The 16435-nt window shown below is 62.3% G+C and carries 32 protein-coding genes; all 32 read right to left on the minus strand.

What is annotated here, in order from left to right:
• Positions 1-275: 275 nt before the first annotated feature.
• On the minus strand, positions 276-785 hold the full coding sequence (gene rplQ / locus ACH6CV_RS17115) for a 50S ribosomal protein L17 (RefSeq protein ID WP_456359433.1): 510 nt from the start codon (positions 783-785) through the stop codon (positions 276-278).
• A 62-nt stretch (positions 786-847) separates the two neighbouring features.
• The gene (locus ACH6CV_RS17120) at positions 848-1816 is read right to left on the minus strand and encodes a DNA-directed RNA polymerase subunit alpha (protein ID WP_456359434.1); all 969 of its coding nucleotides are present in this window, start codon (positions 1814-1816) and stop codon (positions 848-850) included.
• Between the two features lie 65 nt (positions 1817-1881).
• Positions 1882-2508, minus strand: coding sequence for a 30S ribosomal protein S4 (gene rpsD / locus ACH6CV_RS17125; RefSeq protein ID WP_456359435.1), 627 nt, complete (start codon positions 2506-2508; stop codon positions 1882-1884).
• A gap of 15 nt (positions 2509-2523) precedes the next feature.
• Entirely contained in the window at positions 2524-2922 is a 399-nt protein-coding gene (rpsK, locus tag ACH6CV_RS17130; RefSeq protein WP_456359436.1) for a 30S ribosomal protein S11, read from the minus strand.
• Between the two features lie 111 nt (positions 2923-3033).
• Positions 3034-3408 (minus strand): 30S ribosomal protein S13, encoded by a 375-nt coding sequence (gene rpsM, locus ACH6CV_RS17135; RefSeq protein WP_456359437.1) that lies wholly within the window; start codon positions 3406-3408, stop codon positions 3034-3036.
• A gap of 55 nt (positions 3409-3463) precedes the next feature.
• Entirely contained in the window at positions 3464-3577 is a 114-nt protein-coding gene (gene rpmJ / locus ACH6CV_RS17140; RefSeq protein WP_003448032.1) for a 50S ribosomal protein L36, read from the minus strand.
• A 25-nt stretch (positions 3578-3602) separates the two neighbouring features.
• Positions 3603-3824, minus strand: a complete 222-nt coding sequence (gene infA, locus ACH6CV_RS17145) for a translation initiation factor IF-1 (protein ID WP_456359438.1) — start codon at positions 3822-3824, stop codon at positions 3603-3605.
• A gap of 4 nt (positions 3825-3828) precedes the next feature.
• Positions 3829-4098 carry an RNA-binding protein gene (locus ACH6CV_RS17150; protein WP_456359439.1) on the minus strand — a complete coding sequence of 90 codons (270 nt, stop codon included), beginning with the start codon at positions 4096-4098 and terminating at the stop codon, positions 3829-3831.
• Positions 4095-4862: a type I methionyl aminopeptidase gene (map, locus tag ACH6CV_RS17155; protein ID WP_456359440.1), complete on the minus strand. Its 768-nt coding sequence runs from the start codon at positions 4860-4862 to the stop codon at positions 4095-4097. Before map ends, ACH6CV_RS17150 begins: the two co-directional genes overlap by 4 nt.
• Positions 4859-5488: an adenylate kinase gene (locus tag ACH6CV_RS17160; RefSeq protein WP_456359441.1), complete on the minus strand. Its 630-nt coding sequence runs from the start codon at positions 5486-5488 to the stop codon at positions 4859-4861. Before ACH6CV_RS17160 ends, map begins: the two co-directional genes overlap by 4 nt.
• Before the next feature lie 13 nt (positions 5489-5501).
• Entirely contained in the window at positions 5502-6767 is a 1266-nt protein-coding gene (secY, locus tag ACH6CV_RS17165; RefSeq protein ID WP_456359442.1) for a preprotein translocase subunit SecY, read from the minus strand.
• A gap of 1 nt (position 6768) precedes the next feature.
• On the minus strand, positions 6769-7209 hold the full coding sequence (gene rplO / locus ACH6CV_RS17170) for a 50S ribosomal protein L15 (protein WP_456359443.1): 441 nt from the start codon (positions 7207-7209) through the stop codon (positions 6769-6771).
• A gap of 14 nt (positions 7210-7223) precedes the next feature.
• Positions 7224-7406, minus strand: a complete 183-nt coding sequence (gene rpmD / locus ACH6CV_RS17175; protein WP_456359444.1) for a 50S ribosomal protein L30 — start codon at positions 7404-7406, stop codon at positions 7224-7226.
• Between the two features lie 13 nt (positions 7407-7419).
• Complete coding sequence (gene rpsE / locus ACH6CV_RS17180) at positions 7420-7923, minus strand: 30S ribosomal protein S5 (RefSeq protein ID WP_456359445.1); 504 nt, start codon at positions 7921-7923, stop codon at positions 7420-7422.
• Between the two features lie 18 nt (positions 7924-7941).
• Positions 7942-8310 carry a 50S ribosomal protein L18 gene (rplR, locus tag ACH6CV_RS17185; protein ID WP_456359446.1) on the minus strand — a complete coding sequence of 123 codons (369 nt, stop codon included), beginning with the start codon at positions 8308-8310 and terminating at the stop codon, positions 7942-7944.
• Positions 8311-8328: 18 nt separating this feature from the next.
• Entirely contained in the window at positions 8329-8871 is a 543-nt protein-coding gene (gene rplF / locus ACH6CV_RS17190) for a 50S ribosomal protein L6 (RefSeq protein WP_456359447.1), read from the minus strand.
• A 37-nt stretch (positions 8872-8908) separates the two neighbouring features.
• Positions 8909-9307, minus strand: a complete 399-nt coding sequence (rpsH, locus tag ACH6CV_RS17195; RefSeq protein ID WP_456359448.1) for a 30S ribosomal protein S8 — start codon at positions 9305-9307, stop codon at positions 8909-8911.
• A 27-nt stretch (positions 9308-9334) separates the two neighbouring features.
• On the minus strand, positions 9335-9520 hold the full coding sequence (locus ACH6CV_RS17200; protein ID WP_456359449.1) for a type Z 30S ribosomal protein S14: 186 nt from the start codon (positions 9518-9520) through the stop codon (positions 9335-9337).
• 18 nt (positions 9521-9538) lie between these two features.
• Complete coding sequence (rplE, locus tag ACH6CV_RS17205) at positions 9539-10081, minus strand: 50S ribosomal protein L5 (RefSeq protein WP_456359450.1); 543 nt, start codon at positions 10079-10081, stop codon at positions 9539-9541.
• 21 nt (positions 10082-10102) lie between these two features.
• On the minus strand, positions 10103-10444 hold the full coding sequence (gene rplX / locus ACH6CV_RS17210; RefSeq protein ID WP_456359451.1) for a 50S ribosomal protein L24: 342 nt from the start codon (positions 10442-10444) through the stop codon (positions 10103-10105).
• A 15-nt stretch (positions 10445-10459) separates the two neighbouring features.
• Positions 10460-10828 (minus strand): 50S ribosomal protein L14, encoded by a 369-nt coding sequence (gene rplN / locus ACH6CV_RS17215; protein ID WP_456359452.1) that lies wholly within the window; start codon positions 10826-10828, stop codon positions 10460-10462.
• A gap of 65 nt (positions 10829-10893) precedes the next feature.
• Positions 10894-11154: a 30S ribosomal protein S17 gene (gene rpsQ / locus ACH6CV_RS17220; protein ID WP_456359453.1), complete on the minus strand. Its 261-nt coding sequence runs from the start codon at positions 11152-11154 to the stop codon at positions 10894-10896.
• Between the two features lie 28 nt (positions 11155-11182).
• Positions 11183-11359, minus strand: a complete 177-nt coding sequence (gene rpmC, locus ACH6CV_RS17225; RefSeq protein ID WP_456359463.1) for a 50S ribosomal protein L29 — start codon at positions 11357-11359, stop codon at positions 11183-11185.
• A 23-nt stretch (positions 11360-11382) separates the two neighbouring features.
• On the minus strand, positions 11383-11814 hold the full coding sequence (rplP, locus tag ACH6CV_RS17230) for a 50S ribosomal protein L16 (protein ID WP_456359454.1): 432 nt from the start codon (positions 11812-11814) through the stop codon (positions 11383-11385).
• Positions 11815-11816: 2 nt separating this feature from the next.
• The gene (gene rpsC / locus ACH6CV_RS17235) at positions 11817-12497 is read right to left on the minus strand and encodes a 30S ribosomal protein S3 (protein ID WP_456359455.1); all 681 of its coding nucleotides are present in this window, start codon (positions 12495-12497) and stop codon (positions 11817-11819) included.
• Positions 12498-12510: 13 nt separating this feature from the next.
• On the minus strand, positions 12511-12897 hold the full coding sequence (gene rplV / locus ACH6CV_RS17240; RefSeq protein ID WP_456359456.1) for a 50S ribosomal protein L22: 387 nt from the start codon (positions 12895-12897) through the stop codon (positions 12511-12513).
• A 19-nt stretch (positions 12898-12916) separates the two neighbouring features.
• Positions 12917-13195: a 30S ribosomal protein S19 gene (rpsS, locus tag ACH6CV_RS17245; protein ID WP_456359457.1), complete on the minus strand. Its 279-nt coding sequence runs from the start codon at positions 13193-13195 to the stop codon at positions 12917-12919.
• 27 nt (positions 13196-13222) lie between these two features.
• On the minus strand, positions 13223-14056 hold the full coding sequence (gene rplB, locus ACH6CV_RS17250) for a 50S ribosomal protein L2 (protein WP_456359458.1): 834 nt from the start codon (positions 14054-14056) through the stop codon (positions 13223-13225).
• 17 nt (positions 14057-14073) lie between these two features.
• A complete protein-coding gene (rplW, locus tag ACH6CV_RS17255; RefSeq protein ID WP_456359459.1) occupies positions 14074-14370 on the minus strand; it encodes a 50S ribosomal protein L23 in 297 nt (98 codons plus the stop codon).
• Positions 14370-14993, minus strand: coding sequence for a 50S ribosomal protein L4 (gene rplD, locus ACH6CV_RS17260; protein WP_456359460.1), 624 nt, complete (start codon positions 14991-14993; stop codon positions 14370-14372). Before rplD ends, rplW begins: the two co-directional genes overlap by 1 nt.
• 24 nt (positions 14994-15017) lie before the next feature.
• Positions 15018-15659, minus strand: coding sequence for a 50S ribosomal protein L3 (gene rplC / locus ACH6CV_RS17265; protein WP_456359461.1), 642 nt, complete (start codon positions 15657-15659; stop codon positions 15018-15020).
• A gap of 17 nt (positions 15660-15676) precedes the next feature.
• A complete protein-coding gene (rpsJ, locus tag ACH6CV_RS17270; RefSeq protein ID WP_456359462.1) occupies positions 15677-15985 on the minus strand; it encodes a 30S ribosomal protein S10 in 309 nt (102 codons plus the stop codon).
• Between the last annotated feature and the right edge of the window lie 450 nt (positions 15986-16435).

The raw sequence follows: 16435 nt of genomic DNA on the forward strand, positions 1-16435 counted from the left end.
GTATTTATATCAACCAATGTCCCTCTAGACATCAATACCGGCATTAGTTGGTGCAAAGAAACTCGCCGGTTGCGGCGGGCTTTTTTGTATCCCTGCGAATTTGCCATGAAACACCGGCCTTTTGCCGCGTATTTGCAGGAGTGCGCCGGCGGGCTCACAGGCCGCCTGATGGATACGGGCATGGTTGAGATTGGTATGGCAAAGACAGCCGGGCTGCCGCTTGCGCGGCAGCCCGGCTGCTGTATAGGGTACGTCGGTGTGCTCTTAAAAGCCGATCAAACCAGCTCCAGGATCACCATTTCGGCGCCGTCGCCGCGGCGGGGGCCCTTCTTGACGATGCGGGTGTAGCCGCCGCCGGTGCCCTTTTCGGCTGCGCGGGCCTTGTACTTGGGGCCCAGCTCGCGCATCAGCTTCTCGACCACCGGGTGCTTGACCTGGCGCGTGCGGGCCATATACTCCTTGCGGGTCTCGTCCTGCTCGCGCGCGGCGGGAACCTCGTACAGGTAGCTCATCATGCGGCGGCGCGCGGCCAGCTTGGTGGGCTGGTCATTGGCCACCTCGAGCACCACGATCTGCCCCTTCTCGTTGTTGGTATTCTTGGTGACGGTCACCGTATTGTCACACTCGCGGGCGGCCAGCGTGATCAGCTTCTCGGCGACGGCGCTGACCTCTTTCGCGCGCGCAAGCGTCGTCTCGATGCGGCCGTTCCAGATCAGGCCCGTCACCTGATTGCGCAAAAGCGCCTTGCGCTGGTCGGCCGGCCTACCCAACTTGCGATTGGCCATGGTAGTTCGTCCTCCTTATCATGAATGGCAACCACGCCCGCTCGAACGCGGGAGTGGGGGGGTTACTCGTCGCTCGCCTTGAGCGCCAAGCCCAGCGCCTGCAGCTTCTGCTCCACTTCCTCGAGCGATTTCTTGCCGAGGTTGCGGACCTTCATCATGTCCTCCTGGTTGCGCTGTACGAGCTCGGCCACCGTGTTGATGCCGGCGCGCTTGAGACAGTTGAACGCTCTGACGCTCAGGTCGAGCTCCTCGATGGTCATCTCAAGCACCTTTTCCTTCGAGTTGTCCTCGGGCTCGTTGAAGTCCACGCGCACCACGTTGACCGTCAGGTCGATGAACAGGCGCATGTTGTTAGTCAGGATTTGAGCCGCCGAGGCCAGCGCCTCCTTGGGCAAGATGCTGCCGTTGGTCCAGACCTCGATCGTGAGCTTGTCGTAGTCGGTGATCTGACCGCGGCGCGTGTCCTCGACCGAGTAGCTCACCTTGCGGATGGGCGTATAGATCGAGTCCATCGGAATGACCCCGATCGCCAGGCCCGCGCCCTTGTTGCGCTCGCTCGCCAACTGCTTGTTGCGCTCGGCCGACACATAGCCGCGGCCTTTATCGAGCGTAATCTGCATCTGCAGGCGCGCCCCCTCGGTCAGCGTCGCAATGTGCAGGTCGGGGTTGACAATCTCCACCTCTTCGTCGCACACGATGTCCGAGGCCTTGACCTCGCATGGCCCGTGCGCGTCCACCGTGAGCAGCTTTTGCTGATCGCTGAACAGCTTGGCCGACAGGTTTTTCAGGTTCAGGATGATCTCAGCCACATCTTCCTTGACGCCCGACACCGTAGAAAACTCATGCTGGACGCCCTCGATGCGCACGCTGGTCACCGCCACGCCCGGCAGCGAGTTGAGCAGTACGCGCCTGAGCGCGTTGCCCAGCGTCTGGCCGAAGCCGCGTTCCAGCGGCTCGACCACAAACTTGCCGTAGCGGTTGTTCTCGCCAATCTCCACCCGTTCGATTCTGGGTTTTTCGATTTCGATCATGTAGCTATCCCTCCTCTTTCGCGCGGAGTCCCGGTTGCATCCCTACAAGTCACGGAATGCATGGTTTAGCGGGAGTAACGCTCGACAATCAGGTGCTCCTGGATCGTCAAATCGATATCGTCGCGCTGCGGCAGAGCGCTGACGGTCGCCTTGAGTTCGGCGGCATCAAGCGTAAGCCACTTGGGGATCACGCGGCCCGTGCCCTCGCGAAGCGCCTTGAATTTCTCCGTCTCGGCGCTCCTGGCGCGCACGGTGATGACGTCGTTTACGTCGATCAGATAAGAAGGAATGGAAACCTTCTTGCCGTTGACATTGATGTGGCCGTGGCGAACAAGCTGGCGGGCCTGGGGACGGCTGACGCCAAAGCCCAGGCGGTATACCACATTGTCCAGCCGGCGCTCGAGGAGCTTCAACAGGTTCTCGCCCGTGATGCCGCTCTGCGTCTCGGCCTTCAGGAAGTAACGGTGGAACTGGGTCTCCATCACGCCGTAGGTACGGCGGACCTTTTGCTTTTCACGAAGCTGCATGCCGTATTCGCTCTGCTTCCTCTGACGGGCCTGGCCGTGCTCGCCCGGCGGGGTGGGCCGGTTGCCCACGGCGCACTTGGGGCCGTAGCAGCGGTCGCCCTTGAGGAAGAGCTTGGTGCCCTCTCGACGGCACAGACGGCAAACGGAACCGGTATATCTAGCCATGAATCAGTACCTCCATTACACTCTTCTACGCTTGGGCGGACGGCATCCGTTGTGCGGAATGGGCGTCACGTCCTTGATCATGTTGACCTCCAGACCCGCCGCCTGCAGCGAGCGGATGGCGGCTTCGCGCCCGGAGCCCGGCCCCTTGACAAACACCTCAACCGACTTCAGGCCGTATTCCATCGCGGCCCGTGCGGCGGTCTCGGCGGCCGTCTGCGCGGCGAACGGCGTCGACTTCTTGCTGCCGCGGAAGCCCAGGCCGCCCGCGGAGGCCCAGCTCAGCGCGTTGCCTGCCGTGTCCGTGATCGTGACGATCGTATTGTTGAACGAAGAGCGGATGTGAGCGGCTCCGCGCTCGACGAGCTTCTTCTCACGGCGCTTGCGCGTCGTTTTTTTCAGCTTCGGCTTAGCCATGGTGATTTCCTCCTCATCTTAGGGCATGAACCTATAAGCCCATGCCGGTTCCCCTGCGACTCACCCTCCGGCGCGCTGCGCCATCCAGCAGAGTCAATGGCGATCCCTCAATTACTTGGCCTTCTTCTTGCCCGCGACCTGCTTCTTCGGGCCCTTGCGGGTGCGCGCGTTCTGTTTGGTGTTCTGGCCGCGCACCGGCAGACCCCTGCGGTGCCTGAGGCCGCGGTAGCAGCCGATCTCCATCAGGCGCTTGATGTTCATCGATACTTCGCGGCGCAGGTCGCCCTCCACCTTCACGTTGTGGTCGATGTAGTCGCGCAGCTTGCCGACATCCGACTCGCTCAGATCCTTGACGCGGGTGTCGGGGTTGATGCCGGTCGCCTCGATGATGTCGGCGGCGATGTTTCGGCCGATGCCGTAGATATAGGTCAAAGCGGTCTCAATGCGCTTCTCCCTGGGAAGATCGACACCAGAGATACGTGCCATCTAGATAAGCACCTCCAAATTCTTGACGCCCCGAGTAGGGCTGGTTGAATTGGTCCTAGCCCTGCTTCTGCTTGTGCTTGGGATTCTCGCAAATCACCATCACGCGGCCCTTACGCCGGATGATCTTGCACTTTTCGCAGATCGGCTTGACGGACGGTCTCACTTTCATCTTGCTCGCCTCCTGTTGATAACACTCAGCTCTTGCTGCGCCAGGTGATGCGACCCCTTGTCAGGTCGTAGGGCGACAGCTCGATGGTGACCTTGTCGCCGGGATAGATCCGAATGTAGTGCATGCGCATCTTGCCCGACACATGCGCCAGCACCTTGTGTCCGTTGGACAGCTGTACTTCAAACATGGCGTTGGGATACGATTCGGTGACAACGCCTTCGACTTCAATGACATCCGACTTGGACAAACCCTCACCCCTCCTCTTCAGGCTCCGTGGCCTTGAGCGCCGAGCGTATCTCGTGATCCTCGGGCGCGCGGCCATCCGGCATGCGTTCCATCCGGTCCTTCGTAGCTTCAAGATGCTTGAGCTTCTTCTTCTTCGGACGATCGATCTTGCGCAGTTGACCGTCGGCAAGCGTCGCGAATTCTCCGTCCATCGCGATCACCACAAACCGCCGGCCGCGGTCCCGTCCGGCCCGCGAGCGCACGATACGGCCTGGCTCGACCCCGATTTTTGTCATCGCCCGGCCTCCCCGCGCCCTGAAAGCGTCAGAATTTCAGGTTCGCCACCCGTGATGGCGACGGTGTGCTCGTAGTGGCTGCACAAACTATGATCGTGCGTGACCACCGTCCACCCGTCGTCTTTGACGTACACCGACCAACCTCCCATGGCCACCATGGGTTCGATGGCCAGCGTCATACCCGCCTTCAGGCGCACGCCCCGACCGGGGCTGCCGAAGTTGGGTACGCTCGGATCCTCGTGCATCTTCTGTCCGATGCCGTGCCCGCACAGATCGCGGATCACGCCGTATCCATGGGCCTCGGCGTGCTGCTGCACGGCGTGCGCGATGTCGCCCAGCCGGTTGCCCTCCACGGCCTGCGCGGCCGCCAGAAAGAAGCACTCCTCGGTCACCCGGATCAGTTTCTCGGCATCTGCGCCGATCGCGCCCACCGGCGCGGTGAACGCGCTGTCGGCCTGCCATCCGGAAAGGATCAGCCCGCAATCCACCGACAGGATCTGCCCATCTCGAAGGGGCGCGTCCGTGGGGAAGCCGTGCACCACCTGGTCGTCCGGCGAGGCGCAAATGGCGGCGGGAAAGCCGTTGTAGCCCTTGAAGGAAGGAATCGCGCCGGCGTCCCGGATCATCCGTTCGGCCATCTCGTCGAGCTTCTTCGTGGTCACGCCCGGCGCAATCTCGGCGCGAATCGCCTTCAGGATCTGTTCGAGCAGCCGGCCCGCCCGGCGCATCTTGGTAAGCTGCTCCGGCGTCTTGAGCGCGATCATGTCCGCTTCTCCAGCGCCTTGAGGATGAGTTCGATCACCGCTTCGGGCGTACCCGCGCCGTCCACGGTTCTGAGTTTGCCCTTGCCTCGATAGTAATCGGTCAGCGGCTCGGTCTCCTCATGGTAGACGGCGAGCCGGTGCCGGATGGTATCTTCCTGGTCGTCGGAACGGTGCGTGAGCGCGCCGCCGCAATCGGGACATTGGGTTTCACTCGCAAGCCTGGTGATGTGGAACGTGCCCTTGCACTGGGCGCACACCCGGCGCCCGGTCAGGCGCTTCACCAGGAAGGCGTCGTCGACCGCGATGTCGATCACAGCGTCCGGCGCTTCGATGGCTTCCAACGCCTCGGCCTGCAATACCGTCCGGGGGAACCCGTCCAGTATGTAGCCGCCCATGCCTCCGTCCGCCTTCAGCCGTTCATCGACCATCTCGATCACGAGGGCGCCGGGAACCAGCGCGCCCGCGTCGACAAATGCCTTGGCCTTGAGGCCGGCTTGCGTTCCTGACTGGATGGCCTGGCGGAGCATGTCGCCGGTCGAGAGATGCGTAAGCGCAAGCTCCTGCGCCAACTTGGCCGCCGCCGTGCCTTTGCCCGCGCCCGGGGGGCCCAACAATACCAACTTCATACGCGTCTCCATCCTATTTCAGGAAGCCCTTGTAGTGGCGCATGAGCATCTGGCTCTCGAGCTGGCGCGTGGTCTCCATGGCGACGCTCACCGCGATCAGCAGCGAGGACGCCGCAAACGGCAGGCGCAACCCGGCCAGGCCGCTCATCAGCGTCGGGATCGTGGCCAGCAGCGCCAGGAACAGCGCGCCGAACAGCGTGATGCGCCGGGAAATCCGGCTCAGGTGGTCGGCGGTCGGACGGCCCTGGCGGATGCCGGGGATCATGCCGCCGTTGTTCTGCACGTTCTTGGCGATGTCCATCGGGTTAAAGGTGATCGACGAGTAGAAGAACGTAAACCCGATGATTAGCAGCGCGAAGATCAACTGGTACCAGATGCCGGTGTAGCTCACGTGGGCGGCCCACCACTGCTGCGCCGAGCTGTTCGGGAAGAACGCCAGGATCGTCGCAGGGAACTGCATGATCGCCGAGGCGAAGATCAGCGGCAGCACGCCGCTGGCGTTGATGCGCAGCGGGATGTGCGTCGACTGGCCGCCGTACATCTTGCGGCCCACCATGCGCTTGGCGTACTGCACCGGGATGCGGCGTTCGCCCTTCTCAATGAACACGACCGCGACGATCAGCACCAGCCCCAGCACGACCACGCCCAGAGAGGTCAGCACCATGCCGACCGTAAACCCGCCGGGGGTGAACATGGTGCGTACGGCGCTCGCCACCGCTTGCGCGATGTTGGACACGATGCCCGCGAAGATCAAGAGAGAAATGCCGTTGCCCAGGCCGTTCTCGGTGATGCGTTCGCCGATCCACATGGCCAGCGCCGTGCCGGCCGCCAGGCAGAAGCCGATCGTCATGTAGGACAAGAGGCCGCCCTGGGAAGAAGCGCCCAGGCCCATCGACAGCGCGACCGCCTGGACAAAGCCCAGGCCCACGGTGACGTAGCGGGTGTACTGCGCGATCTTCTTCTGGCCTTCCTCGCCTTCCTTCTGCATTTCCTCGAGCCGCGGAATCGCGACGGTTAAGAGCTGCATGATGATCGACGAGTTGATGTAGGGCGTGATGCCCATGGCCATGATGTTGAACTCCGCCATGTTGGAACCGGTCATGGCGTTGATGAAGTCAAGCAGCGGTATGCCCTGAATGGCCTGCTGCACGCGCGCCAGGTTGATGCCCGGCGTAGGCACGAAGCTCAGCAGACGATACACCAGCAGCATACCGATGGTGTACAGGATCTTCTTGCGCAGTTCCGCGATCTTCCACGCGTTTTTCAGCGTCGTCCACACGTCAGATCACCTCGGCTTTCCCGCCCGCCGCTTCAATCTTCTCCTTCGCGGTGGCCGTAAACTTGTTGGCCTGAACCGTGAGTTTTCGGGTCAGCTCGCCGCCGCCCATGATCTTGACGCCATCCTCGATCTTCTTGATGATGCCGTACTGGATCAGCTCGACCGGGGTGATCGTCATGCCGTCCTCAAACGCCTCGAGCCGGTCGACGTTGATCGCCACGTACTCGGTGCGGAAGGGATTGTAGAAGCCGCGCTTGGGCAAGCGGCGCGTCAGCGGCATCTGGCCGCCCTCGAAGCCCGGGCGCTTGCCGCCGCCGGAGCGGGCCTTCGCGCCCTTGTGGCCCTTGCCGGAGGTCTTGCCCAGACCCGAACCGACGCCGCGGCCCAATCGCTTGGGCGCCGTGGTCGAACCGAACGCAGGCTGGAGTTCGTGCAATTTCATAACCATCGACCTCCTTAGTCGTTAATTTCCTCGACCTTCACCATGTGCCTGACCCTGAAGATCATGCCGCGGACGGCCGCGTTGTCCTCTTGGACGACCGAGTGACCGATCCTCTTCAGGCCCAGCGCCTCGATCGTAGCGATCTGCTTGCGCAGGCAGGCGATGGTGGACTTTGTCTGGGTGATTTTCAGCTTCATGTTCGCGCCCTCCTTAGCCCATCAGCTCTTCGACGGTCTTGCCGCGAAGCTTGGCCACCTCTTCCAAGGTGCGCAGCTGCTTGAGGCCTTCGATCGTGGCCTTGACCACGTTGACGGGGTTGCTCGAGCCGATCGACTTGGTGCGGATGTCCTTGATGCCGACCGCCTCGATGACCGCGCGCACGGGACCGCCCGCGATCACGCCGGTGCCCTCCGGGGCGGGCATGAGCAGCACCTTGCCGGTGCCGAACACGCCGATAGCTTCGTGCGGGATGCTGGTCTCCCTGATCGAGATGCGCACCATCTGCTTTTTCGCGTCTTCGACGCCCTTGCGAATCGCCTCGGGAATCTCGGCCGCCTTGCCCATGCCGCAGCTAATCCGGCCGGCGCCGTCGCCCACGACCATCAGCGCGGTGAACCGGAAGTTCTTGCCGCCCTTGACGACCTTGGCAACGCGGTTGACGTATACGAGCTTCTCGTTGAATTCGCTCTCTTGTTCTCTTTCTCTGCGCTGCATTGCGATGATTCTCCTCCCTTAGAAGTTCAGTCCGCCCTCACGAGCGCCGGCTGCCAACTCGGCCACGCGACCGGTGTAGATGTATCCACCGCGGTCGAAGACCACGTCCACGATGCCCTTGGCCTGCGCGCGCTCGGCGAGCGCCTTGCCCACCAGCTTGCTCGCGCCCTTTTTATCCAGCTTGCCAATCTGGGCGGCGATGTCCTTTTCGACGGTCGAGCAGGCGACCAGGGTGTTGCCCGCGACATCGTCGACGATCTGCGCGTAGATGTGGCCGAGGCTCCGATAGACACACAGCCGCGGACGAGCGGGCGTGCCGCTGATCTTCTTGCGGACGCGCTCGTGGCGAATCACGCGGACTTCGTTGCGATCCCGTTTCTTGAACATGTGCGGTTCCCCCTCTCCTTACTTCTTGCCCGACTTGCCTTCCTTGCGGCGGATGATCTCGCCATCGTAGCGGATGCCCTTGCCGAGGTACGGCTCCGGGCGGCGCACGTCGCGGATATCGGCCGCGATCGCGCCGACCACCTGCTTGTCGATGCCCTGCACCACGATCCGGGTGGGCGCGGGCACTTCGAACTTGACGTTCTCGGGCGCTTCGAACACGACCGGATGGCTGTAGCCCACCGCCAGGGTCAGCTTCTTGCCATCGACGGTCGCGCGGTAGCCGACGCCTTCCATCAGCAATACCTTCTGAAAGCCCGTGGTGACGCCTAGCACCATGTTGTTAATCAACGCGCGGTACAGCCCGTGCATCGCGCGGTGCGGCTTGCTGTCGGACGGGCGGGACACGGTAAGCACCGCGCCGTCCTGCCCGACGGCGATATCCTTATGGACCTTCTGACTCAGCGTCCCCTTGGGGCCCTTGACGGTGACCAGGTTGTCCTGATCGATCGTCACGCTCACCCCGGCGGGCACGTTAATCGGAAGCTTTCCGATTCGAGACATTTGTCTGCACCTCCAATTAGACTTGCGGCAACCTTCGTTACCAGATGTACGCCAGCACTTCGCCGCCGACGCCGGCCTTGCGAGCCGCCTTGTCGGTCATGACGCCCTGCGACGTCGAAATGATCGCGACGCCCAGGCCGTTCAGCACTGTGGGCAGCTCGTCGCTCTTCGCGTAGACGCGCAAGCCGGGCTTGGAGATGCGCTTGAGTCCCCGGACGACCGACTGCTTGCCCTGCGTGTAGCGCAGACCAACCTTGATCTGACCCTGCACGCCGTCTTCCAGACAGTCAAACGATTTGATATACCCCTCATCGAGCAGGATCTTGGCGATCGCCTTCTTCGTGTTGGAAGCAGGCATGCTTACGGTCTCATGCCGGGCCACCAGGGCATTTCGGATTCGGGTCAGCATATCCGCGATGGGATCGTTCATGATCATTGTGGTACCTCCTTCCGTTATGCCCGCTTACCAGCTGGCCTTCCTCATGCCGGGAATTTGACCTTTGTACGCCAGCTCGCGAAAGCAAATGCGGCACACGCCGTACTTGCGCAGCACCGCGTGCGGACGGCCGCAGATGCGGCAGCGGGTGTAGGCGCGGGTGGAGAACTTGGGCGTTCTCGACTGCCTTACCTTCATGCTTGTCTTAGCCACGCTTGATATCCTCCTTCATTACGCCTGCGCAAACGGCATGCCCAGCAGGCTGAGCAGTTCCCTGGCTTCCTCGTCGGTCTTGGCGGTCGTGATGAAGATCATCTCCATGCCGCGGATCTTGTCAACCTTGTCATACTCGATCTCGGGGAAGATCAACTGCTCACGTACGCCCAGCGCGTAGTTGCCGCGCCCGTCGAACGCCTTGTTCGATACGCCGCGGAAGTCGCGCACGCGCGGCAGCACGATCGAGACCAGTTTGTCGCTGAACTCGTACATGCGCTCACCGCGCAGGGTGACCTTCGCGCCCACGTTCATGCCGGCGCGCAGCTTGAAGTTTGCGATCGACTTCTTGGCCTTGGTCACAAGCGGCTTCTGACCGCTGATCGTCGACAGCTCCGCCACGGCCACCTCGAGCGCCTTGGCGTTGTCCTTGCAATCGCCCAGGCCCATGTTGATGATGACCTTCTCAAGCCGCGGGACTTCCATCACGTTCTTGTAGCCAAACTTCTGCTGGAGAGCAGGAATGACTTCTTTAACATATTTATCCTTGAGCCGTGCCATGGGTCATGTCCTCCTTCTCCGTTAGTTGTCGATGGCCGCGCCGCAGTTTGCCTTCTTGCAGACGCGCACCTTTTTTTGCTTGCCGCCCACCTCGACGAACTTATGTCCGACGCGCGTGGGCTTCTTGCAGCTGGGGCACAGCAGCATCACGTTGGATACCTGGATCGGCGCTTCCTTCTCGATGATGCCGCCCTGCATCCCCTGGCCGCGCGGCTTCTGATGGCGCTTGACCATCGCCACGCCTTCGACGATCACCTTGCCCTCGCTGGGGAAGGCCTTCTTGATCTTGCCCGACTTGCCCTTGTTGGCGCCGGAGATGACCACGACGGTGTCGCCCGTCTTGACGTTGAGTTTAGGCTTCACTTGCGTACACCTCCATTACAGCACTTCGGGCGCCAGCGAGACGATCTTCATATAATCCTTCTCGCGGAGCTCGCGTGCGACAGGCCCGAAGATGCGGGTTCCGCGGGGCTGCTTCTGGTCGTTGATGATGACGGCGGCGTTGTCGTCAAAGCGGATATAGCTGCCGTCGGGGCGGCGATACTGCTTGCGCGTGCGCACGATGACGGCCTTGATTACGTCGCCCTTCTTGACGGTGCCGCCGGGCGTCGCGGTCTTGACCGAGGCGACGATCACGTCGCCCACGCCGGCCGTGCGGCGGAAAGAGCCGCCCAGCACGCGGAAACACATGATTTCCTTCGCGCCGGAATTATCGGCAACCTTTAACCGGGTTTGCGGCTGAATCATTTCGTTCCTTCCTCCTTGTAGCAATCTGGCAAGATCGATCGGGGGCGGGCGGCCGCAGGTCGCCCTTACTTGGCCTTCTCGACGATCTCCACCAGGCGCCAGCGCTTATCCTTGGACAGCGGACGGGTTTCCATCACGCGAACGGTATCGCCAATGCCGCACTCGTTGTTCTCGTCATGCGCCTTCAGCTTCTCGGTACGGTTCATGATCTTGCCATAGAGCGGGTCCTTGACGCGGGTGCGAATCTCAACGACGATCGTCTTGTCCATCTTGTCGGACACCACGACGCCGGTATTGGTCTTGCGAATGCCTCTCACTTCGGCCATGGTTCAGTACGCCTCCTTTCGCGTGATGTCACGCCTCTAGTTCGCGCCGGCGGATGATGGTCTTGACGCGGGCGATGTCGCGCCTGCAAGCGGAAATCGCCATGGTGTTCTCCAACTGGCCGGTCGCCAACTGAAACCGAAGGTTGAACAGCTCGGCCTTCTTATCCTGAAGCGTCTTGTCGAGCTCGGCCGTCGTCTTCTCCATCAGCTCTTTGAACTCCTTGTTCTTCACTCGTCGGCACCCCCCTCGGCGGCTTCGCGCTTGATGAGCTTCGTCTTGATCGGCAGCTTGTGCGAGGCCAGTCGAAGCGCTTCGCGAGCGGTCTCTTCCGGAATGCCGGCGATCTCAAACAGCACGCGGCCCGGCTTCACCACAGCCACCCAGTACTCGGGCGAGCCCTTGCCCGAACCCATTCGGGTCTCGGCGGGCTTGGCCGTCACCGGCTTGTCGGGGAAGATCTTGATCCAGACCTGGCCGCCGCGCTTGGTGTGGCGGGTGAGCGCCTGGCGCGCCGCCTCGATCTGCTGGCTGGTCACCCAGCCGGGCGTGGTGGCGACAAGGCCGAGTTCGCCGTAGGCGAGGAAATTGCCGCGCAGCGCCTTGCCCTTCATGCGCCCGCGCATCACCTTGCGGCGCTTTACTCTCTTCGGCATCAGCATGACTATTTTCCCCCTTCCGTTCTGCGGGCGGGCGCGGCGGGGGCCTTCTTGGCCTTGGGCAGCACCTGGCCCTTGTAGATCCAAACCTTTACGCCGATGCGGCCATAAGTGGTCTTGGCCTCGGCGAATCCGTAGTCGATGTTGGCGCGCAGCGTCTGCAGCGGGATCGAACCCTCGTGGTAGCCCTCGGTGCGCGCGATGTCCGCGCCGCCGAGGCGCCCCGATACGCTGGTCTTGATGCCCTTCGCGCCGGCCTTCATGGCGCGGCCCAGGCTCTGCTTCATCGCGCGGCGGAACGAAATGCGCTTCTCGAGCTGCTGGGCGATGTTCTCGGCGACCAACTGCGCGTTGGTCTCGGGGTTCTTGATCTCGAGGATGTTGAGGCTGACGCTCTTGCCGGTGAAGGCCTCGATCTGCTTCTTGAGCGTCTCGGCGCCCGCGCCGCCCTTGCCGATCACGATGCCGGGCTTGGCGGTAAACACGCTGACCGTGACCTTGCCGGCGGCGCGCTCGATGTCGATGTGGGAGATGCCCGCCTGATTGAGCTTCTCCTTGAGCATCTTGCGCAGGTTGTAATCCTCGACGAGGTTATTGGAAAAATCCTTCTTTCCGGCGTACCATTTGGTGCTCCAGTCAAGGATGACACCGACGCGCGCGCCGTGGGGATTTACCTTCTGGCCCATTTACGCTTCCTCCTTACTTCGCCTGGTCGAGCACCACAGTGATGTTGCTGGTGCGCTTGAGGATGGTGTCGGCCCTGCCGTGGGAACGCGCCCAGTAGCGCTTGAGCGTCGGGCCCTGATTGGCGTACACCTCGGCGACGTACAGGTTCTCGCGGTCGAGCCCCAGGTTGTTTTCGGCGTTCGCGATGGCCGAATTGAGCAACTTCTCGACGACGGGCGACGCGGATTTGGGCGTGTACATCAGGATCGCGAGCGCCTGGTCCACCTTCTTGCCGCGAATCAGGTCGATCACGACCTGCACCTTGCGCGAGGAGATGCGGATATACTTGGCAACGGCGCGGGGGCGCTTATCGGCGTTCGCCTTGCGCGCGGCGGCCTTTTCTCTGACTCGGGTTGCCATTTGGTTTCACTCCTTTCCCCTACTTGCGGGCGGACGCTTTTTCCCCGGCGTGTCCCCGGAAGGTACGGGTGGGGGCGAACTCGCCGAACTTGTGCCCGACCATGTCCTCGGTCACGTATACCGGGACGTGCTTGCGACCGTCGTGAACGGCCACCGTGTGGCCCACGAAATCCGGGAAGATGGTGGATGCGCGCGACCAAGTCTTGATGACCTTCTTTTCGCCGCTTTTGTTCATGACCTGCACGCGCGACAGCAGCACGGGCTGGATGAACGGGCCCTTCTTAATCGATCTGCTCATGAATGAAGCCTCCTTCCATCGGCGAAATTACTTCTTGCCGGCTCTCTTGACGATCAGTTTGTCGGAATACTTGCGGTGCTTGCGCGTCTTGACGCCCTGGGTCTTCTTGCCCCACGGGCTCATGGGCGCGGGCATGCCGACCGGCGAGCGGCCTTCGCCGCCGCCGTGCGGGTGGTCGCAGGGGTTCATGACCACGCCGCGCACGCTCGGGCGAACGCCCAGATGCCGCTGACGTCCGGCCTTGCCGATGCGCACGTTCATGTGGTCGGTGTTGCCCACCTGGCCGATGGTCGCGCGGGCGCTCATCGACACCTTGCGCACCTCGCCCGAGGGCAGGCGGATTTGGGCCATGTTGCCCTCCTTCGCCACCAGCTGCGCCGCCGTACCGGCCGAGCGCACCAGCTGGCCGCCGTGGCCGGCCTTGATCTCGACGTTGTGGATCAGGGTGCCCAGCGGAATGTCCGCGATCGGCAGGCAGTTGCCGGGCATGATGTCGGCCGTCGGGCCGCTCATCACGGTGTCCCCTTCCTTGAGGCCCAGCGGGGCCAGGATGTAGCGCTTCTCGCCGTCGGCGTAGTGCAAAAGCGCGATGAAGCAGGTGCGGTTCGGGTCGTACTCGATCGCGGCGACCTTGGCGGGGATGCCGTCCTTGGCGCGCTTGAAATCGATGATGCGGTACTTCCGGCGGGCGCCGCCGCCCTGGTGGCGCACGGTGATCTTGCCCTGGTTGTTGCGGCCGGCCCTGTGGCGCAGATCCGTGGTCAGCGCCTTCTCGGGCCGCTTCTTGGTCAACTCGCTGAACGACAGCACCGACATGAAACGCCGCGCGGGCGAGGTCGGCTTGTACACTCGAATGGCCATACTTGCGTTCCCCCTCCTTATTGCGCCATGCCTTCGAAGAACTCGATGCCCTTGCTGGCTTCGGTCAGCTTGACAATGGCTTTCTTACGCTCCGGCCGGCGGCCCTGAGTGCGGCCCTGGCGCTTGATCTTACCCTGGATGCGCATGGTGTTGACCGATTCGACGTTCACGCCGAAGATGGCCTCCACCGCGTACTTGATTTCCGTCTTGCCCGCGTTCGTCGCCACTTCGAAGGTGTACTTCTTCTCGTTCATGGCGTCGTAGCTCTTTTCGGTGAGCACCGGGCGGAGGATGATGTCATAGGGGCTCTTCATTATTCGTATACCTCCTCGACCAGTCTCACGGCGTCCTGGGTGACGATGAACTTGTCATGGCCCAGTATGTCCAGCACGTTGAGCGTGTTGACGTAGGCGGTCTTCAGACCCTCGATGTTGCGCGCGGCGCGGGTGATCGACTCGTCCTTGCCCGGGATCACGAGCAGCGCCTTGCGGGTCGCGCCCAGATCCTTGAGCATCTTGGCGACGAGCTTGGTTTTGGACTCGCTGAGCTCCAGCTTATCCAGTACGATCAAATCGCCGTCCACGACCTTGCTGGTCAGAGCGCTCTTCATCGCGAGCCGGCGCACCTTGCGCGGGATCGAGAAGCCGTAATCGCGGGGCTTGGGCGCGAAGACCACGCCGCCGTGGGTAAACTGGGGGGCGCGGCGCGAGTGATGGCGCGCGTTGCCGGTGCCCTTCTGACGGTAGATCTTCCGGCCGCCGCCGCGCACTTCGGTGCGGGTCTTGGCCGACTGGGTGCCCTGGCGCTTGGCGTTGAGCTGCTGGCGCACGACCAGGTGCATCGCCGCTTCGTGAATTTCAGCGCCGAACGTGTTGTCGGAAAGCTCGATCTCGCCGACCTGAGCGCCTTGCATATTCAGCATTGCTACTTTAGGCATTTTCGTACACTCCTTCCGACGTTTTTAGGCCTTGACCGAGCTCTTCACGACCACCAGCGTGCCGTTCGCGCCGGGGATCGCGCCCTTAATCATGAGCAGGTTGCGCTCGGCCTCTACCCGAATGACCTCGAGATTTTGCACCGTCACGCGCTCGGCGCCGTACTGGCCGGGCATGTGTTTGTTCTTGAACACGCGCGAGGGGCTCGAGTTGGCGCCCATCGAACCCACGCCCCGGTGGTACTTGGAGCCGTGCTTCATCGGGCCGGTGTGCTGATTCCAGCGCTGGATGACGCCGGTGAATCCGTGGCCCTTGCTGATGCCGCTCACGTCCACGCGGTCGCCCTCGGCGAACACATCGCACTTGATCGCGTCGCCCACCTTGTAGGGGGCGATGTCGTCAAGGCGCAGCTCGCGCAGGAACCGGGTGGCGGCGACGCCCGCCTTCGCAAAGTGGCCGAGCTCGGGTTTGTTCTTCAGTTTCTTCGCGCGCGTCTCAGCGAGCTCACCGAAACCGACTTGAACCGCTTCGTAGCCGTCGGTTTTCGCCGTCTTGACCTGGGTCACAGGGCAGGGACCGGCTTCCACGACGGTGACTGGCACCAGACGACCATCCTTAAGGAAGATCTGGGTCATGCCAATCTTCTTACCGAGAATTGCCTTTTTCATCTATGTGCACCTCCATGTTAAACCTTAATCTCGATCTCGACACCCGCCGGCAGGTCAAGCTTCGTCAGCGCGTCCACCGTCTTGGGGTTGGGGTTCAGGATGTCGATCAGGCGCTTGTGGGTACGCATCTCGAACTGCTCGCGCGAGTCCTTGTGCTTGTGGGGCGAGCGCAGGATGGTGACGACTTCCTTCTCTGTCGGGAGCGGGATCGGGCCCGAAACGCGCGAGCCGGTGCGCTTGGCGGTCTCCACGATGCGCGCGGCGCTCTGGTCGATGACGCCGTGCTCGTACGCCTTCAGCTTGATGCGGATCTTCTGGTTAGCCATGAAACCTTCCTCCTTGTTAAGAACTCATGCACACGCTGCCGGGCGTGTCCTGTATTTTTTTCGCATGCCTTGATCCTCCAAGGCATGCACGACGCGGCATGAGCCCCGTCGCCCGATTGGCGGACTGGTCCACGGAAGTTACCGAGTGGGCTCGCAATCTCCCGCTTCATCCCTGCGCCTTCCGACGGTGATCGATCGCCGGACGACTTGCGCGAACCGGCATCCGCGCGGGTGCGCACAGTAGCGCAACATACGGATTATATCAAAAGTATGGATGGAAAATCAATAGCCGAAAAACATTGGCATGTTATCTTTTTGTTGATTCGCGCATGGAATCGAATATTTAACACGGTGCGGGGCGGATGCGCTGCCGCATCCCGCTCCTTACGCAAAAGCGCCGCACGCTTTTGCGTGCGGCGCCTTCACATTCCCTTACCCGAGCACCTTGAC

The sequence above is a fragment of the Anaerozeibacter quisquiliarum genome, from assembly GCF_051162045.1.
GTDB lineage: Bacteria > Bacillota > Clostridia > Christensenellales > Aristaeellaceae > Anaerozeibacter > Anaerozeibacter quisquiliarum.

Coding starts and splice junctions, on each gene's coding strand:
- rpsD (WP_456359435.1), bottom strand. CDS start 2,508: ATGGCTAGATATACCGGTTCCGTTTGCCGTCTGTGCCGTCGAGAGGGC.
- rplD (WP_456359460.1), bottom strand. CDS start 14,993: ATGCCTAAAGTAGCAATGCTGAATATGCAAGGCGCTCAGGTCGGCGAG.
- rpsJ (WP_456359462.1), bottom strand. CDS start 15,985: ATGGCTAACCAGAAGATCCGCATCAAGCTGAAGGCGTACGAGCACGGC.
- map (WP_456359440.1), bottom strand. CDS start 4,862: ATGATCGCGCTCAAGACGCCGGAGCAGCTTACCAAGATGCGCCGGGCG.
- rplV (WP_456359456.1), bottom strand. CDS start 12,897: ATGGCAACCCGAGTCAGAGAAAAGGCCGCCGCGCGCAAGGCGAACGCC.
- rpmJ (WP_003448032.1), bottom strand. CDS start 3,577: ATGAAAGTGAGACCGTCCGTCAAGCCGATCTGCGAAAAGTGCAAGATC.
- rpsQ (WP_456359453.1), bottom strand. CDS start 11,154: ATGGCCGAAGTGAGAGGCATTCGCAAGACCAATACCGGCGTCGTGGTG.
- rpsC (WP_456359455.1), bottom strand. CDS start 12,497: ATGGGCCAGAAGGTAAATCCCCACGGCGCGCGCGTCGGTGTCATCCTT.
- rpmD (WP_456359444.1), bottom strand. CDS start 7,406: ATGAAGCTGAAAATCACCCAGACAAAGTCCACCATCGCCTGCCTGCGC.
- rpsS (WP_456359457.1), bottom strand. CDS start 13,195: ATGAGCAGATCGATTAAGAAGGGCCCGTTCATCCAGCCCGTGCTGCTG.
- rpsM (WP_456359437.1), bottom strand. CDS start 3,408: ATGGCACGTATCTCTGGTGTCGATCTTCCCAGGGAGAAGCGCATTGAG.
- rplR (WP_456359446.1), bottom strand. CDS start 8,310: ATGTTCAAGAAACGGGATCGCAACGAAGTCCGCGTGATTCGCCACGAG.
- rplE (WP_456359450.1), bottom strand. CDS start 10,081: ATGGCACGGCTCAAGGATAAATATGTTAAAGAAGTCATTCCTGCTCTC.
- rplC (WP_456359461.1), bottom strand. CDS start 15,659: ATGAAAAAGGCAATTCTCGGTAAGAAGATTGGCATGACCCAGATCTTC.
- rplF (WP_456359447.1), bottom strand. CDS start 8,871: ATGTCTCGAATCGGAAAGCTTCCGATTAACGTGCCCGCCGGGGTGAGC.
- rpsK (WP_456359436.1), bottom strand. CDS start 2,922: ATGGCTAAGCCGAAGCTGAAAAAAACGACGCGCAAGCGCCGTGAGAAG.
- ACH6CV_RS17150 (WP_456359439.1), bottom strand. CDS start 4,098: ATGACAAAAATCGGGGTCGAGCCAGGCCGTATCGTGCGCTCGCGGGCC.
- rpsH (WP_456359448.1), bottom strand. CDS start 9,307: ATGATCATGAACGATCCCATCGCGGATATGCTGACCCGAATCCGAAAT.
- ACH6CV_RS17160 (WP_456359441.1), bottom strand. CDS start 5,488: ATGAAGTTGGTATTGTTGGGCCCCCCGGGCGCGGGCAAAGGCACGGCG.
- rplW (WP_456359459.1), bottom strand. CDS start 14,370: ATGAAGAGCCCCTATGACATCATCCTCCGCCCGGTGCTCACCGAAAAG.
- rplQ (WP_456359433.1), bottom strand. CDS start 785: ATGGCCAATCGCAAGTTGGGTAGGCCGGCCGACCAGCGCAAGGCGCTT.
- rpmC (WP_456359463.1), bottom strand. CDS start 11,359: ATGGAGAAGACGACGGCCGAGCTCGACAAGACGCTTCAGGATAAGAAG.
- rplO (WP_456359443.1), bottom strand. CDS start 7,209: ATGAAATTGCACGAACTCCAGCCTGCGTTCGGTTCGACCACGGCGCCC.
- rpsE (WP_456359445.1), bottom strand. CDS start 7,923: ATGCAGCGCAGAGAAAGAGAACAAGAGAGCGAATTCAACGAGAAGCTC.
- rplN (WP_456359452.1), bottom strand. CDS start 10,828: ATGATTCAGCCGCAAACCCGGTTAAAGGTTGCCGATAATTCCGGCGCG.
- rplP (WP_456359454.1), bottom strand. CDS start 11,814: ATGCTGATGCCGAAGAGAGTAAAGCGCCGCAAGGTGATGCGCGGGCGC.
- ACH6CV_RS17120 (WP_456359434.1), bottom strand. CDS start 1,816: ATGATCGAAATCGAAAAACCCAGAATCGAACGGGTGGAGATTGGCGAG.
- rplB (WP_456359458.1), bottom strand. CDS start 14,056: ATGGCCATTCGAGTGTACAAGCCGACCTCGCCCGCGCGGCGTTTCATG.